The following is a 16,174-nucleotide window of genomic DNA, read 5'->3' on the forward strand; positions in this document are numbered from 1 at the left end:
CGCGACGCTTCAACTGGGAACGAAACAACGATGAAACGACGCTATTTTGGTACCGATGGAATTCGCGGTACGGTCGGCCAGGGCCCGATCACGCCGGAATTCGTGCTGCGCCTGGGATACGCGGCTGGCCGCGTACTGGCTTGCAACCAGACGCTGGGCCGCCCGACGGTATTGATCGGCAAGGACACGCGAGTCTCGGGTTACATGCTCGAAGCCGCGCTCGAAGCGGGCTTTGCCGCCGCGGGCGTCGACACCATGATGGCCGGCCCCATGCCCACGCCGGCTGTGGCCTATCTGACCCGCGCGCTGCGCCTGGCGGCCGGCGTGGTGATCAGCGCCTCGCACAACCCGTATCAGGACAACGGCATCAAGTTCTTCTCCGCCGACGGCAACAAGCTGCCGGATGCGACGGAACTGGCCATCGAGGCCGAGCTCGACAACCCAATGGTCTGCGTGCGCTCGGAGCAGCTCGGCAAGGCGCGCCGTCTCGACGACGCCGCCGGGCGCTACATCGAGTTCTGCAAGAGCACGTTTCCGAACGAGTTCGATCTGCGCGGCATGAAAATCGTCGTCGACTGCGCGAACGGCGCGGCGTACCACATCGCCCCGCACGTCTTCCACGAACTGGGCGCGGAAGTCATCGCCATCGGCAATCAGCCGAATGGTTTCAACATCAACGAGGACTGCGGCGCAACGTCGCCCGACGCGCTCATGCGCGCAGTGCGGGCCAATCACGCGGACCTGGGCGTGGCACTGGACGGCGATGCCGACCGTCTGCAGATCGTCGACAGCGCGGGGCGCCTCTACAACGGCGACGAATTGCTGTATCTGCTGGTCAAGGACCGGCTGGACAACGGCGGCGTGCCGGGCGCCGTGGGCACGCTCATGACCAACATGGCCGTCGAAGTGGCGCTCAGGAGCCTTGGCGTGCCCTTCGTGCGAGCCAAGGTGGGCGACCGCTACGTGCTCGAGCAACTGCACAAGCATGGCTGGCAGCTCGGCGCCGAAGGCTCCGGGCACATTCTCTGCCTGGACAAGCACACCACCGGCGACGGCATCATCTCCGCGCTGCAGGTGCTCGCCGCCATCCGTCGTGCGGACAACAAGCCGCTCACCCAACTGCTCGACGGCGTGCGACTGTTTCCGCAGCACATGATCAACGTGCGAACGCCGGCCGGCTATGACTGGCAGGCCGACGCGCGCCTGGCGGCGCAGCGCGAGGCGATCGAGGCGAAGCTCGGCGACACGGGCCGCGTGCTGATCCGCGCCTCGGGCACCGAGCCGGTGCTGCGCGTGATGGTCGAGGCGCGCGACGAGGCACAGACTACGTCGTTCGCCCAGCAACTGGCCAGCATCGTCAAAACGGCCGCCTGACGCAGCAGGGCCTGGTCCGCGGGGCCGGCCGCGCATTCAACCCCCCGTTTTCTAGACGCCTTCCTTCCAGCGGTCATCCTCCCGGCGGCCCTTCCTCCCGGCGGCCTTCCTTCCGGCGGCCGCCGCCCGGACGGCCGCCACCGCCAACCGTTGCCCGGTTGCGCGACTTCCCGCCTCCTCATCCTTCCCGGCATGGGAGGCGCCTCCTGTCTTCCGCCTCCTGCCTTCCACCTCCTGCCTCTGCCCGCTGCGTCCGTTTATGACAGCCGAACGGCCGCCGTCGGCGAAATTCCGACACGGCCGCGTCATTGTCATCGGCCTGACATTCACGCCGAAGATGGCGAATCGCGCTCTCCCACGCCCTCCAAACTCCCACGGGCGCCGCGCCAATAAAGGGTTTCGTCGAATCCGGGCGCCCGTGCCGACGTGCATGCACTGTGACGTTTTCGGGGCGGTTTCGTGACATTGGCATGGTGAGCTTTCACGAATGACACATTACTGTCACATTCGAACTCTATTCTTCGAGCCATCCACACGCTGTACCACACCAACTCGGAGAGATCCATGAAGCTGATGAAGACTGCGATTGCCGGCCTGGCTGGCGTTCTGTTCGCCGCTGGCGCGATTGCGGGCGAGATTACCGGTGCCGGTAGCACGTTTGCCGCTCCCATCTACACGAAGTGGGCCGACGCCTATCAGAAGGCGACCTCGAACAAGGTCAACTATCAGGGCATCGGTTCCTCGGGCGGCATCAAGCAAATTCAGGCCAAGACGGTCGATTTCGCCGGCTCGGACGCCCCGCTGACCGATGAAGAACTGGCCAAGCAGGGCCTGTTCCAGTTCCCGACGGTCGTTGGCGGCATCGTGCCGGTCATCAACGTGCCGGGCGTGAAGGCCGGCGAGCTCGTCCTGTCGGGCGAAGTGCTGGGCGACATCTACCTGGGCAAGATCAAGAAGTGGAACGACCCGGCCATCGCCAAGCTCAACCCGAAGCTCAAGCTGCCGGACACCGATATCGCCGTGGTCCGCCGCGCCGACGGTTCGGGCACGAGCTTCGTGTTCACGAACTACCTCTCGAAGGTCAACGCCGAGTGGAAGAGCAAGGTCGGCGAAGGCACCACGGTCAACTGGCCGACGGGCACGGGCGGCAAGGGTAACGACGGCGTCGCGGCCTTCGTGCAACGCCTGCCGGGCGCCATCGGCTACGTCGAGTCGGCCTACGCCAAGCAGAACAAGCTGACGTACACGGCCCTCACCAACGCCGAGGGCAAGACCGTCGAGCCCGATGCCAAGACGTTCGCCGCGGCCGCCGGCAAGGCCGACTGGTCGAAGTCGTTCTACCAGATCCTGACCAACGAGAAGGGCGCCGATTCGTGGCCGATCGTGGCCGCCACGTTCGTGCTGGTGCATCAGAAGGCGGATGCCGGCAAGGAAGCGCAAAGCGCCGACGTGCTCAAGTTCTTCGACTGGTCGTTCAAGAACGGCGTGAACACCGCCAAGGAACTGGACTACATTCCGCTGCCGGAAGACGTTCTGAAGCAGATCCGCGCGGGCTGGAAGGCGAAGGTCGCCGATTCGGCCGCCAAGGCCGGCATCTAAGCGCCTGGCAGACACCGGGCAATGGACCGCTCCGTTGCCCGGCGCCGCAACACCGGCATTCTCCGCGCCGCCTGTTCCGAAACCCGGGTCCCGATCTGGCAACGGCTGGCGGCGCGCTCACGCTGAGACGACATCATGGCAGAAGCCACCAGCCCCCTCGCAACACCGGGCGCCTCCACGCAGCGCGCTCCGTCTTCCGTAGGCGACTTTCTCTTCGCATTGCTCACCCGCGGCGCGGCGCTCGTGACGCTGCTGCTGCTCGGCGGCATCATCGTGTCCCTGATCATCAGCGCGCTGCCGTCGATCGAGAAGTTCGGCTTCGCCTTCCTGTGGACGAAGGACTGGGATCCTCCCGCGGAACAATTCGGCGCGCTCGTGCCCATCTACGGCACCATCATCACGTCGGTGATTGCGCTCATCATCGCCGTGCCGGTGAGCTTCGGCATCGCGCTTTTCCTGACTGAACTCTCGCCCGTGTGGCTGCGCCGTCCGCTCGGCACCGCCATCGAGCTGCTCGCCGCCATCCCGAGCATCGTGTACGGCATGTGGGGCCTGCTGGTCTTCGCGCCGATCTTCAGCCAGTACTTCCAGAAGCCGCTGCAGACGCTGCTCGGCAACGTGCCCGTGATCGGCGCGCTGTTCCAGGGCCCGCCGCTGGGCATCGGCATTCTGCCGGCCGGCGTGATCCTCGCGATCATGATCATTCCGTACATCGCCTCGGTCATGCGCGACGTGTTCGAGGTCACGCCCGTGCTGCTCAAGGAGTCGGCCTACGGCATTGGCTGCACGACCTGGGAAGTGATGTGGCGCGTGGTGCTGCCCTTCACGAAGACGGGGGTCATCGGCGGCATCATGCTCGGCCTGGGCCGCGCGCTGGGCGAGACGATGGCCGTGACGTTCGTGATCGGCAACACCAACCTGCTCGACAACGTCTCGCTCTACTCGCCGGGCAACAGCATCACCTCGGCGCTCGCCAACGAGTTCGCCGAAGCCGCACCGGGCCTGCATACGTCTGCGCTGATGGAGCTCGGCCTGATCCTGTTCTTCATCACCTTTGTGGTGCTGGCGCTGTCCAAGCTCATGCTGCTGCGCCTCGAGAAAAGCGAAGGTAAATAATGACCCAACAAGCGCTCGAACTGGAAACGCCCGTCGTGAAGCCTACCGACGCCTTTACCCGCGTGCGGCTGCAGGCCTACCGCCGCCGCAAGAACATCGTCGCGATCGCGCTCTCGCTCGCGGCCATGGCGTTCGGCCTGATCTGGCTGCTGTGGATTCTCTACACCACGCTCTCGCTGGGCGTGGGCGGCCTGTCGCTGTCGCTGTTTACCGAGATGACGCCACCGCCGAACACCGCGGGCGGTGGTCTCGCCAACGCCATCGTAGGCAGCCTGGTAATGGTCGGCGTGGCCACGGTCATCGGCACGCCGCTGGGCATTCTGGCCGGCGTGTACCTGGCCGAGTACGGCCAGAAGTCGTGGCTCGCGAGCATTACGCGCTTCATCAACGACATCCTGCTCTCGGCGCCGTCGATCGTGATCGGCCTGTTCGTCTATGCCCTGGTGGTCGCGCAGATGGGCCACTTCTCGGCCTGGGCCGGCATCGTGGCGCTGGCGCTGCTGCAAGTGCCGATCGTGATCCGCACCACCGAGAACATGCTCAAGCTCGTGCCGAACAACCTGCGCGAGGCCGCCTTCGCGCTCGGCACGCCGAAGTGGCGGATCATCGTGAAGATCACGCTCAAGGCGTCGATTGCCGGGATCGTGACGGGCGTGCTACTGGCCGTGGCGCGTATCGCCGGCGAGACGGCGCCGCTGCTCTTTACCGCACTGTCGAACCAGTTCTGGTCGCTGAACCTGAATCAGCCGATGGCCAACCTGCCGGTCACCATCTTCAAGTTCGCCATGAGCCCGTTCGCGGAGTGGCAGGCGCTGGCCTGGGCGGGCGTGTTCATCATCACCCTCGGGGTGCTGTTCCTGAACATTCTGGCGCGCTCGCTGTTCGCGAAGAAGTAAAGCGCCGCGCGACCTCACGACGAATACCTGACGGTAGAGACCGAACATGACGAATCCGACGCAAGAAATCAAGCTGCCCTCGAAGATCGAAGTCAAGAACCTGAACTTCTTCTACGACAAGTACCACGCGCTCAAGAACATCAACCTGCGCATTCCCGACCGCAAGGTCACGGCCTTCATCGGCCCGTCGGGCTGCGGCAAGTCCACGCTGCTGCGCACGTTCAACAAGATGTACGCCCTGTACCCCGAGCAGCGCGCCGAGGGCGAGATCAACATGGACGGCGAGAACCTGCTTACCAGCAAGCAGGACATCGCGCTGCTGCGCGCCAAGGTCGGCATGGTGTTCCAGAAGCCGACGCCGTTCCCGATGTCGATCTACGACAACATCGCGTTCGGCGTGCGTCTGTTCGAAAAGCTCTCGCGCTCGGAAATGGACGACCGCGTGGAATGGGCGCTGACCAAGGCGGCGCTGTGGAGCGAAGTGAAGGACAAGCTGCAGCAGTCGGGCTACGGCCTGTCGGGCGGTCAGCAGCAGCGCCTGTGCATCGCGCGCGGCATCGCCATCCGCCCGGAAGTGCTGCTGCTCGACGAGCCGTGCTCGGCGCTCGATCCGATTTCCACGGGCCGCATCGAAGAGCTGATCGCGGAGCTCAAGGACGACTACACCGTCGTGATCGTCACGCACAACATGCAGCAGGCCGCACGCTGCTCGGACTTCACCGCGTACATGTATCTGGGTGAGCTGATCGAATTCGGCGAGACCGAGAAGATCTTCATCAAGCCGGACCGCAAAGAGACCGAAGACTACATCACCGGCCGTTTCGGTTGATGCCCACGAGGAAATCCGCGATATGAACGACAAACACCTTTCCAGCCAGTTCGATAGCGACCTGAACCAGGTTTGCTCGCGCGTCCTCGAAATGGGCGGCGTGGTCGAATCGCAGATCGTGACGGCCATGCAGGCGCTCAACACGTTCGACCGTGCGCTGGTCGACGAAGTGATCGCCAACGAGCACCGCCTGAACACGATGGAGGTCGAGATCGACGAGGAATGCAGCAAGATCATCGCCCGCCGTCAGCCGACCGCGCGCGACCTGCGCCTGCTGCTCTCGATCTCGAAGACGATCACCAACCTCGAGCGCGCCGGCGACGAGGCCGAGAAGGTCGCCAAGCGCACGCGCCATCTGCTCGAAGACGGCGCCGCGCAGAACGTGAATTTCGCCGAGATCAAGCTCTCCGGGGAGATGGCCGCGCAATTGCTGCGCCGCACCCTGGACGCCTTTGCGCGCCTGGACGCGGTCGCCGCCGCCGACATCGTGCGCGACGACAAGGCCATCGACAATGAATTCCGCGGCTTCGTGCGAAAATTGGTCACGTACATGATGGAGGACCCGCGCACCATCTCGGCAGGCCTGGACTTCCTGTTCATTGCCAAGGCGATCGAGCGTATCGGCGACCACGCCAAGAACATCGCCGAATTCATCATTTACATTGTCAAAGGCACCGACGTCCGGCATATTTCGCGCGAGGATCTCCAGCGCAAAGTGCAAGGCGAATGAGCGCCAGACATTACTGAAGGTTTGAGAGGGAACCGATGCCCAGCAGCATTCTGATCGTGGAAGACGAGCCGGCCATTTCCGAGCTGATCTCCGTCAATCTGCAACACGCCGGTCACTATCCGATCCGGGCGTACAACGCGGAGCAGGCGCTCACGCTGATCAGCGACGTCCTGCCGGATCTGGTACTGCTCGACTGGATGTTGCCCGGCAAGTCGGGCGTGACGTTCGCGCGCGAGCTGCGCGCAAACGAGCGCACCAAGCATGTGCCGATCATCATGCTCACCGCACGCAGCGAGGAGCAGGACAAGGTGATGGGCCTGGAGATCGGCGCGGACGACTACGTGACCAAGCCGTTCTCGCCCAAGGAACTGATGGCGCGCATCAAGGCGGTGTTGCGCCGGCGCGCGCCGCAACTCACCGAGGACGTGGTGAGCGTGAACGGCCTGAAACTGGACCCGGCCACGCATCGCGTGACGAGCCATCAGTCGAGCGGCGACATCAAGCTGGACCTGGGCCCGACCGAGTTCCGTCTGCTGCACTTCTTCATGACGCACCCCGAGCGCGTGCACAGCCGTTCACAGTTGCTCGACCAGGTCTGGGGCGATCATGTGTTCGTCGAGGAGCGCACGGTGGACGTGCACATCAAGCGCCTTCGCGCCGCCCTCAAGCCGGCGGGCCACGATGCTATGATCGAGACCGTGCGCGGCAGCGGCTATCGCCTGACGAAGTCGGTCTGAAGCGGCGCCGCGCGCCGGCTCGGTAGCGATCGACAGCGATCGCCCTCCGCCGCGCCCATGCCGCTCGCCCCCGCCGGGGCAGCGAGCGGCCACCCTCCTGTGCATCGTTTATGAACATCATCTGGGCCCGTGCGCTGGCGTTTCTGATCCTGCAGGCGGCCATCTCGGTGGCCGTGGGCTGGATCTTTGGCGCGCGCGCCGGTTACGTCACTGCGATCGTCCTTCTGGTGACGCAGCTCGGTTTCAACGTCCATCACGCCCAACGTCTGTGGCGCCTGCTCGACGCGCCGGTGTACGGCGAAGTGCCGAGCGCGATCGGTCTGTGGGGCGAAATCTACTATCGGCTGCACAAGCTGGCCAAGCGCTGGCATAACCAGGTCAAGCAGGTGGAACAACAGCACGCGCGTTTCATCCAGGCGATTCAGGCATCGCCCAACGGCGTGATCATGCTCGACGAGCAAAATCAGATCGACTGGTGCAACGCGATCGCCGAGGCGCATTTCGGCATCGACGCGCGGCGCGATCTGCGTCAACAGATCACTCATCTGCTGCGCACACCGGCGTTCGTGCACTACCTGTCTTCCGAGCGATACGACGAAGCACTGCTCATGCACCACATGGGGGTCAAGCGCAACAACGTGCTCTCGGTGCAGGTGTTTCCCTACGGCGACAACCGAAAGCTGATCATCTCGCTCGACGTGACCGACCTGGAGCGCACCGACGCCATGCGCCGCGACTTCGTCGCCAACGTGTCCCATGAGCTCAAGACGCCGCTTACGGTGCTGTCCGGCTTCCTGGAGACCGTGGGCGAGCTGCCGCTCTCGCCGGAGGAGATCCAGCGGTACGTCGAGATCATGCGACAGCAGGCGTCTCGCATGCAGAACATCGTGAACGATCTGCTCACGCTCGCCAAGCTCGAAGGCAGTGGCAAGCCGCCGGGCGACGATCGCATCGACATGGGCATGCAGATGCGCTCGTTGCGCAGCGACGCCGAAGGGCTCTCGCAGGGCCAGCACGTCATTGAAGTGGCCGGCGCCGAGGGCCTGGACCTGCGCGGTGCCGAGGGCGAACTGCACAGCGCGTTCAGCAATCTCGTGAGCAACGCGGTGCGATACACGCCGCAGGGCGGCAAGATCCGCATCGAATGGGGGGCGACGGACGATGGCGGCGCTCGCTTTGCCGTGATCGATTCGGGGCTCGGCATTCCGGCGGAACACATCCCCCGTCTGACCGAACGTTTTTACCGGATCGACCGCAGCCGGTCGCGCGATACGGGCGGCACGGGCCTGGGGCTCGCCATCGTCAAGCACGTGCTCACGCGGCACCAGGCGGATTTGCAGATCACGAGCGAGGAGGGGCGCGGCAGCACGTTTGCGATTCGCTTTCCGCCCACACGCGTGGTGCATCGCGCCCCGGTCGACGCCGCGCACGGCGTGGCGGCGAACGGGTAGGCTCGGCGCCGCCAGCCGCCCGTGGTGGCCCCAACAGCGGCCCCAACAGCGGCCCAAACAGCGGCCCAAACAGCGGCCCCAATAGCGGCCAACGACCGGTATTCAGTTGCCGGACTGTAGGTGTTGCGCGATTTCCTTCATCAGCGCCATCTGGCTGTTGAACGGCTTCTTGCCGGGGCGGCGGCGCAAATAGCTGCCGTCCGGGCGCATCATCCACGACGCCGTGTTATCGCGCAGGTGCACCATCAGCCCTTCGCGAATCACGCGCGCTTTCAGGCGCTTGTCGCGCACCGGGAACGCCACTTCCACGCGCCGGAAGAAATTACGTTCCATCCAGTCCGCGCTCGAGAGCAGCACCTGCTCCTGGCCGTGCGCGTAGAAATAATAGATGCGGTGGTGCTCGAGGAACCGTCCGACGATAGAGCGCACGGTGATGTTCTCCGACAGGCCCTTCACGCCGGCGCGCAACGCGCACACGCCGCGCACGATCAGGTCGATCTTCACGCCGGCGCGCGACGCCTTGTAGAGTTCGGCGATGATGGTCGGCTCGAGCAGCGCGTTCATTTTCGCAATGATGCGGGCCTTCTTGCCGGCGGCGGCCGCTTCGGTCTCGCGGCGAATCGCTTCGAGCAGATGCGTGTGCATCGTGAACGGCGATTGCCATAACGCGTGCAGCTGCGTTTGCCGGCCGATGCCGGTGAGCTGCTGGAAAACGACGTGGACGTCCGCGCACAGTTGCTCGTCGGCCGTCATCAGGCCGAAGTCGGTGTACAGGCGCGCGGTGCGCGGATGGTAGTTGCCGGTGCCCAGGTGCGCGTAGCGCTTGAGGAAGGTCTTCTTGCCCTGGCGCGTGCGGCGCACGACGAGCAGCATCTTCGCGTGGCACTTGTGGCCGACCACGCCATAGACCACATGCGCGCCGACCGCCTCGAGCCGTGCGGCCCAGTTGATGTTCGTTTCTTCGTCGAAGCGCGCGAGCAGCTCCACCACCACCGTGACTTCCTTGCCGTTGCGCGCCGCTTCCATCAGGGCGTCCATCAGCGCGGACTCGTTGCCGGTGCGATAGATCGTCTGCTTGATGGCGACCACATCCGGGTCGCGCGCGGCCTGCAGCAGCAGTTCGAGCACAGGCTGGAAGCTGTCGTAGGGGTGGTGCAGCAGCAGGTCGCCCTGATCGATGAGATCGAACATCGCGGGCGACGCGCTCATGCGCGGCGGCAGCGCCGGCACGAACGGCACGAACTTCAAATCCGGACGATCGACCATCTCGGGCAGCGGCATGAGGCGCACGAGATTGACCGGGCCCTTGACACGGTAGCAGTCGGAGTCGGTCAGGCCGCACTCGGTTTGCAGACGCCGCACGAGCCGCGCCGGCGCGCCGGCGTCCACTTCGAGACGCACGGCGTCGCCGAGGTGGCGCGCCGGCAGTTCGCCTTGCAGGGCCGTGCGCAGGTTGGTGATTTCGTCTTCGTCGACGAACAGGTCGCTGTTGCGGGTCACGCGGAACTGATGGCAGCCCTTGGCGGTGAGCCCGGGGAACAGTTCGCTGGCAAAGCGCAGCATGAACGAGCTGAGCAGCACGAAACTGTTGGGCAGCGGGGCGAGGGCGGCGGGCATTGGCACGAGCCGGGGCAGGGCGCGCGGCGCCTGCACGATGGCGAGCTCGGCGTCGCGCCCGAAGGCGTCCTTGCCCTCGAGTTCGACGGCGAAATTCAGGCTCTTGTTGAGTACGCGCGGAAACGGGTGGGCAGGGTCCAGGCCGATCGGCGTGAGCACCGGCACGAGCTCGCGAAAGAAGTAGTCGCGGGCCCATTCGACCTGCGCGTCGTTCCATTGCCCGGACGGATGAAACGCGATGCCTTCGGCTTCGAGCTTCGGCAAAAGGCTGTCGAACATGGCGTATTGCTTTTCGACCAGCGCCTGTGCCCGCGCGCAGACTTGCGTGTAAACTTGCTGAAACGTCATACCGTCGGGCGTGAGCATGCCGGGATTTTCCCGCATTTGCTCTTTCAGCCCGGCAACGCGGATTTCGAAGAATTCATCCAGATTGCTACTCACGATACACACGAAGCGCAGGCGCTCGAGCAGTGGCGTGGCCGGATCGGCTGCCTGGGCGAGTACGCGTTCATTGAACGCCAGAATGCCCAGCTCGCGATTGAGCAGCGGGTAATTCATAGGAAACGTGCGAAAGACATTGGATTGTCGTGAATTCTTCATCCGTATTGTTACAGTTATATGACATTCACATTTGTCAACGACGTGTCATATTGGATTTGTAACGTATTCGTCATTTATTTGTCGAGTGCACGTCATGCGTTTAATGTGATGCATCGTGCATACCGGCACTCCTCGCCCAGGCGCATCCTCACATGAGTACCCCATCGCCTTCACCAGCGCCTTGCCCAGCGCCTTTGCTCGCGGCCGTCGATCTCGGTTCGAACAGTTTTCGCCTGATCATCGGCCGGGTGGAGGAAACGTCCGCCGGGACGCAGATCTATCAGGTCGACGCCTTGCGCGAGCCGGTGCGACTTGCCGCGGGCCTGAACGCGCAGAAGTATCTCGACCATCCGTCGCAGCAGCGCGGCTGGGAGGTGCTCAAGCGTTTCGGCGAACGCCTGCGCGGTTTTCATCCCGATCAGGTGCGCGCGGTAGCGACGAACACGCTGCGCGTAGCCAAGAACGCGCAGGACTTTCTCGGCGAGGCGCAGCGTGCGCTCGGTTTCCCGATCGAAGTGATCGCCGGCCGCGAAGAGGCGCGCCTCATCTACGCCGGCGCGGCGCATTCGGTGCCGACTTGCCCGGGCAATCGCCTGGTCGTCGATATCGGCGGCGGCTCCACGGAATTCATCATCGGCCAGGATTACGAGCCGCTCATCATGGAGAGCCTGTATATCGGCTGTGTGAGTCACAGCCGGCAGTTCTTCCCGAGCGGCAATGTCGACGACTACGCCATGAAACAGGCCGAGCTGGCCGCGCGGCGTGAGATCCAGATCATCTCGGCCACCTATCGCGAGGCGGGATGGTCGCAGGCGATCGGCTCGTCGGGCACGGCGCGCGCGCTGGCCGAACTGCTCGAAGCCAACGGTTTCAACGACGGTGGCGTACACGGCTTGACGCGCGGCGGGCTGGAGCGCCTGAAGCGGGCGCTCATCAAGGCGGAGAACGCCAACCGTCTCAAGCTGGCCGGACTCAAGCAGGATCGCATTCCGGTGTTGCCCGGCGGGCTGTCGATCATGCTGTCGGTCTTCAACGAGCTCGAAGTCGAGCATATGGAGACGACGGATGCCGCGCTGCGCCTGGGCGTGATGTACGACCTGCTGGGGCGCACCCAGCATCAGGACATGCGTGCGGTGACGGTGGAGCAGTTCGTGCGCCGCTATGGCGTGGACCGCGCCCAGGCCGATCGCGTGGGCCGTCTGGCGGTGGCTTTGTACCGTCAATTGCCGGTCGATATCGACGCTGACGCTGACGCCGGCGGGCGGGGCGAAGGCGCCGAGAGCGATGGCCGTGAGGAGGGCGAGGCGCTGCTCGGCTGGGCCTCGGCGCTGCACGAGATGGGGTTGTCCATTTCCCACAGCGCATATCACAAGCACTCGGCGTATATCGGCAGCAATGCCGACATGCCGGGCTTCTCCCGGCCGGACCAGGCGCGGCTGGCGGAACTGCTGCTCGGGCATGTCGGCAAGCTGGGCAAGCTCGCGTCGCAGTCGCAGCAGGTGGATTGGCAACTTCTGTTCTGCCTGCGCCTGGCCGTGTTGTTCTGTCGGCGCCGTACCGACGCGCTGCCCGAGCGCATCGAAGTCGAGCGTCTGGCCGACGGCTTTCAGGTGTCGGTGCCGCGAACGTGGATCGACGCCAATCCGCTCACGGATTACAGCCTGCAGCGAGAGGCGCAGGAGTGGGAGAAGATCGGCATGCGATACAAGGTGGTATACGCATGAGCCTGCTTGCGTCGGCCGAGCCGCCGGACGTCCATCGACGCGGAGCCGAAGATCAATCCGCAGGTTCGCATGAGGAAAGCAAAAGCCCGGCATTGCCGGGCTTTTTCGTGCCGCCGCCATCCGACGGCATGTACTCGGGTGTGTGGACGCAGAGCGGTGCCGGTCAGGCCTGCTTGAGTTTGTTGACGAGTTCCGGTCCGAGGAAGTGGCGCGCGTAGCGCGGGTTCATGTCGGCCAGACGGAACAGCGTGAGGAAGTCTGCGGTATTGAAGTCGGGATCCCAAGCCGGTGCGCCGCAGATGCGCGCGCCCAGGCGCAGATAGCCTTTGACCAGTGCGGGCGGCTCGACGTCGAGCGTCGATTGCAGCTCGTCGACGGGCAGGGCGATGCGGGGCACGGCGTGGTACTCGGCAGGGGCCATCGCGGTGCCCTGGAGCTTGCGATAGAGGCTCGCGGCGTAGTGCCCGCCGTCGGCCATCGGCACGCTGGCGCAGCCGAGCATCGTCTCGAGCCCGTGGCGCAGCATGTACTCGGCCAGGCCGCTCCAGAGCGCCATGATGACAGCGCCGTTGCGATAGTCCGGGTGTACGCATGAGCGGCCGGTTTCGAGCATCTTGGGGCGCAGATGGTCGAGGCGCGAGAGGTCGAATTCCCCTTCGGAGTACAAACGGCCGAGGCGTTTGGCCTGAGCCGGGGGCAGTACGCGATAAGTGCCGACGACCTTGAGCGAGTCCTGATCGCGCACGAGCAGGTGGTCGCAATATTGGTCGTACTCGTCGACGTCAAGGCCTGCCGGACCCTTGACCGATGCGCCCATTTCTTCGGCGAAGACCTGATACCTCAGGCGTTGCGCTTCGCGAAGCTCGCTTTCGTCGTGTGCCCACGCCACAGCCAGATTCGGTTTGACAGGCGTTTCAGGGCGAGGAAGACGCCTCCGCGACGTAGGGGTCAACGAAGAAAGCGGCATGGTGGGGTTCGGCAGGTCGCGCATAAAGGCCCTTTTTGTGACGGTCGCGTTGCGACGTACTTTAAAAAGCATCAATGTCGATTCCGTGAACGGTAGGCGACAATTCTATGACAAAACTCGCAATGTCATGAGCCAGGTCCCAAGGTTCACGCCTTTCAGCGTCCGATTCGGGCGCCGTTTCGCCGACCGCGGGAGCGACGAAATTACAACAGATCGGGGTTGACGACGGCGCGCACGACGACCTGGCTCTCGTCTTCGCGTCGGCGTGAGGCAAGCCACCAGATGCCGGCCTTCTTGATGGTCCAGTAGGCCTCCTGACCCGTGATGAGCAGACTCGCGAGCTGGCCGAGGGCGGGCTGGTGACCGACGAGCACGATGGTTTGCGCGGTGCCGGGCCAGTCGATGGCGCCGAGCAGCGTCAGCGCGCTGGCGCCGGGGGCGAGGTCGCGCACGATGCGCGCGCCCGGTGTGAGCGCCTGAGCGGTCTGGACGGCGCGCACTGCCGGGCTGCAGAGGATGATGGCGTCGTCGGGCAGGCGGGGGCGCAGCCATTGGGCGGCCTTTTCAGCTTGCTTGCGACCGCGATCGGTGAGTTCGCGCGCCAGATCGGCCTGGGCGCTGAGCGCGAGGGAGGCGGGCAGGTTTTCGGCGTCGGCGTGACGCCAGAGAATCAGGTTCATCGACACGGGTTCGAACATGGTGAACCTCTCACTATGGCGGGACTTCATGGCGACGTCGTGACTGTCGGCGAGCGCCCGGCAGACAGCGGCGGCGCCGGACAGGGGACCATTGTGCCAGCGCGAGCCTGGCGGCACCGTAGTGCGTCGGTGCGTCGGTGCGTCGGTGCGAAGCGCGTCCATTTGACGCATTGCACATAACCCTCTAGAATCTCCCCTCTTTGTCGGAGCGTAGCGCAGCCTGGTAGCGCATCTGATTTGGGATCAGAGGGTCGTAGGTTCGAATCCTATCGCTCCGACCAGCAGGATTGAAGGGGTTAGCTTCGGCTAACCCCTTTTGTTTTTGGTGCGAGTTTTTGGCACGAGGGTGCGCAGCGGCATGATGACGCCTTCGCGCCGTCCCCTCGCGCCCAATGCGAACCCGCCATGAGCAACGTTGCAGACGCGGGAACGTGACAACGCCAAATCCTTCTGAACCCGGAACGATTGACATCAAACCGACCAACTAGTAGATTGGTTGCCAGTATGCCTTGGCCCTGTGAACGCGTTGAAACCGTTGCACTCGCGAGGGCATTGCCAGAGGACTCATCGAGTGAGAGGACCCATGAGTATCGAGTTGTCCCCGAGAGCGCTTGAAATCGTGCAGCACACGAGGCAGTTGCTCGCCGCCGGCGGATATCACGGGTTCAGCTACGCGGATCTGTCCGAGCGAGTGCATATCGGCAAGGCCAGCATTCATCACCACTTTCCGGGCAAGGCGGATCTGGTGCTGACCGTCGTCAGGATGCACCGCGCCCAGACGCTGGAAGGACTGGCGGCGCTCGACACGCGCGTCGAAGACCCGTTGGCGCGGCTGAGCGCGTACACCGATTACTGGGCCGAGTGCATTCGCGACGCAACGTTGCCGATCTGCATTTGCGCAGTGCTTGCCGCGGAATTGCCGTTGATCCCGCCCGAGATCGCTTCCGAGGTGCGCCGCTATTTCGACGACCTCGGCACGTGGATCGCGACGGTTCTGGCCGAAGGCGCGGCGCGAATGCGATTGACGCTGTACGGCGACGCCCGCACGCAGGCCCAGACCTTCATGTCGACGGTATATGGCGCCATGCTCACGGCGCGGGCGTCGGGCAATGCCGAATCGTTTCAGGCAGTCTCACGAATGGCCATAGAACGCTTTCGCAAGTCGAATTGATCGCCGATTTGCGCGGTGGAGCGCAATAGCGCTCCTCTTTTTTCCCCATGCCACCAACCAACTAGTTGGTTGGTAGGTGGTTGACAGTGTGGCACTGCCGGCCGGACATGTTTCGATGCGTTCGTGCCATGCCGGCGCAGGGCTGTGCCTTGAAAAGGAGTCGTCTCATGCCTCACCCCATTTCCGCGCTGGGCGCGGCTCATACGGTTGCCAGTCTGGTGACGTTCGCGGCCGGCGTCTACAGCTTTGTCCGGCATCGGACGATCGACATCGGTACGTCGTGCGCGAAGGTTTATCTGGCGGGCATGGTCTTGTCGGTCTTTTCGTCGTTCGGCTTGTCGAGCACGGGCCGCTTCAATGCAGGGCACGCGCGGGGCATATTGGCGTTGCTTGCAACGTCGGGCGGGTGGCTGGCCCCGCGCATGCGCTTGCTGGGACGCGCACGGATGTACCTCGCCCAGTTCTCATTCACGTTCAGCTTTTTCCTGTTGCTGGTGCCGGGGATCAACGAGACGCTGACACGGCTTCCGGCAGATCGCCCTCTGGCGGCCGGACCGGAATCGCCGCTGGTGCGCGGTGCGCTGCTGGCGTGGCTGGGTATCTTCGCCCTGGGCGCCACGATCCAGCTCCTTTGGCTGCGCGCACGCCGTGCTCGCGCATAGCGT

At 64.3% G+C, this 16,174-nt stretch carries 14 protein-coding genes and 1 tRNA gene; 12 read left to right on the forward strand and 3 right to left on the reverse strand.

The window, feature by feature from the left end:
* The first annotated feature begins 30 nt into the window (after positions 1–30).
* From glmM to phoR, 8 genes are all read left to right on the forward strand, one after another.
* Complete coding sequence (gene glmM / locus PNO31109_RS17725; RefSeq protein ID WP_150556790.1) at positions 31–1,374, forward strand: phosphoglucosamine mutase; 1,344 nt, start codon at positions 31–33, stop codon at positions 1,372–1,374.
* Positions 1,375–1,938: 564 nt separating this feature from the next.
* Positions 1,939–2,973 (forward strand): phosphate ABC transporter substrate-binding protein PstS, encoded by a 1,035-nt coding sequence (gene pstS / locus PNO31109_RS17730; RefSeq protein WP_150556791.1) that lies wholly within the window; start codon positions 1,939–1,941, stop codon positions 2,971–2,973.
* Positions 2,974–3,108: 135 nt separating this feature from the next.
* Positions 3,109–4,089: a phosphate ABC transporter permease PstC gene (gene pstC, locus PNO31109_RS17735; RefSeq protein WP_150556792.1), complete on the forward strand. Its 981-nt coding sequence runs from the start codon at positions 3,109–3,111 to the stop codon at positions 4,087–4,089.
* Positions 4,089–4,985 (forward strand): phosphate ABC transporter permease PstA, encoded by an 897-nt coding sequence (pstA, locus tag PNO31109_RS17740; RefSeq protein ID WP_150556793.1) that lies wholly within the window; start codon positions 4,089–4,091, stop codon positions 4,983–4,985. The genes pstC and pstA overlap by 1 nt, the downstream gene beginning before the upstream one ends.
* Before the next feature lie 46 nt (positions 4,986–5,031).
* A complete protein-coding gene (gene pstB, locus PNO31109_RS17745; protein ID WP_023595192.1) occupies positions 5,032–5,814 on the forward strand; it encodes a phosphate ABC transporter ATP-binding protein PstB in 783 nt (260 codons plus the stop codon).
* 22 nt (positions 5,815–5,836) lie between these two features.
* A complete protein-coding gene (gene phoU / locus PNO31109_RS17750; protein WP_150556794.1) occupies positions 5,837–6,544 on the forward strand; it encodes a phosphate signaling complex protein PhoU in 708 nt (235 codons plus the stop codon).
* A 35-nt stretch (positions 6,545–6,579) separates the two neighbouring features.
* A complete protein-coding gene (phoB, locus tag PNO31109_RS17755; protein WP_010805263.1) occupies positions 6,580–7,281 on the forward strand; it encodes a phosphate regulon transcriptional regulator PhoB in 702 nt (233 codons plus the stop codon).
* Positions 7,282–7,391: 110 nt separating this feature from the next.
* Complete coding sequence (phoR, locus tag PNO31109_RS17760; protein ID WP_150556795.1) at positions 7,392–8,732, forward strand: phosphate regulon sensor histidine kinase PhoR; 1,341 nt, start codon at positions 7,392–7,394, stop codon at positions 8,730–8,732.
* Positions 8,733–8,834: 102 nt separating this feature from the next.
* On the opposite strand, the gene ppk1 is transcribed toward phoR, so the two are convergent.
* Positions 8,835–10,907: a polyphosphate kinase 1 gene (ppk1, locus tag PNO31109_RS17765; protein WP_150556796.1), complete on the reverse strand. Its 2,073-nt coding sequence runs from the start codon at positions 10,905–10,907 to the stop codon at positions 8,835–8,837.
* Between the two features lie 194 nt (positions 10,908–11,101).
* On the opposite strand from ppk1, the gene ppx reads away from it, so the two are divergent.
* Entirely contained in the window at positions 11,102–12,673 is a 1,572-nt protein-coding gene (gene ppx / locus PNO31109_RS17770; RefSeq protein ID WP_150556797.1) for an exopolyphosphatase, read from the forward strand.
* Positions 12,674–12,836: 163 nt separating this feature from the next.
* On the opposite strand, the gene PNO31109_RS17775 is transcribed toward ppx, so the two are convergent.
* Both PNO31109_RS17775 and PNO31109_RS17780 read right to left on the reverse strand, forming a co-directional pair.
* The gene (locus tag PNO31109_RS17775) at positions 12,837–13,664 is read right to left on the reverse strand and encodes a GNAT family N-acetyltransferase (RefSeq protein ID WP_150556798.1); all 828 of its coding nucleotides are present in this window, start codon (positions 13,662–13,664) and stop codon (positions 12,837–12,839) included.
* A 179-nt stretch (positions 13,665–13,843) separates the two neighbouring features.
* Entirely contained in the window at positions 13,844–14,320 is a 477-nt protein-coding gene (locus PNO31109_RS17780; RefSeq protein ID WP_150556874.1) for a SixA phosphatase family protein, read from the reverse strand.
* Between the two features lie 222 nt (positions 14,321–14,542).
* Between PNO31109_RS17780 and PNO31109_RS17785 the strand changes: the two genes are divergently transcribed.
* The 3 genes from PNO31109_RS17785 (at position 14,543) to PNO31109_RS17795 (ending at position 16,171) form a co-directional block, all read left to right on the forward strand.
* A tRNA-Pro gene (locus PNO31109_RS17785) sits at positions 14,543–14,619 on the forward strand.
* A 302-nt stretch (positions 14,620–14,921) separates the two neighbouring features.
* Positions 14,922–15,509, forward strand: a complete 588-nt coding sequence (locus tag PNO31109_RS17790; RefSeq protein WP_150556799.1) for a TetR/AcrR family transcriptional regulator — start codon at positions 14,922–14,924, stop codon at positions 15,507–15,509.
* Between the two features lie 167 nt (positions 15,510–15,676).
* Positions 15,677–16,171, forward strand: a complete 495-nt coding sequence (locus PNO31109_RS17795; RefSeq protein ID WP_150556800.1) for a hypothetical protein — start codon at positions 15,677–15,679, stop codon at positions 16,169–16,171.
* The last annotated feature ends 3 nt before the right edge of the window (positions 16,172–16,174 follow it).

It is taken from the genome of Pandoraea nosoerga (assembly GCF_902459585.1).
GTDB classification, from domain to species: Bacteria; Pseudomonadota; Gammaproteobacteria; order Burkholderiales; family Burkholderiaceae; genus Pandoraea; species Pandoraea nosoerga.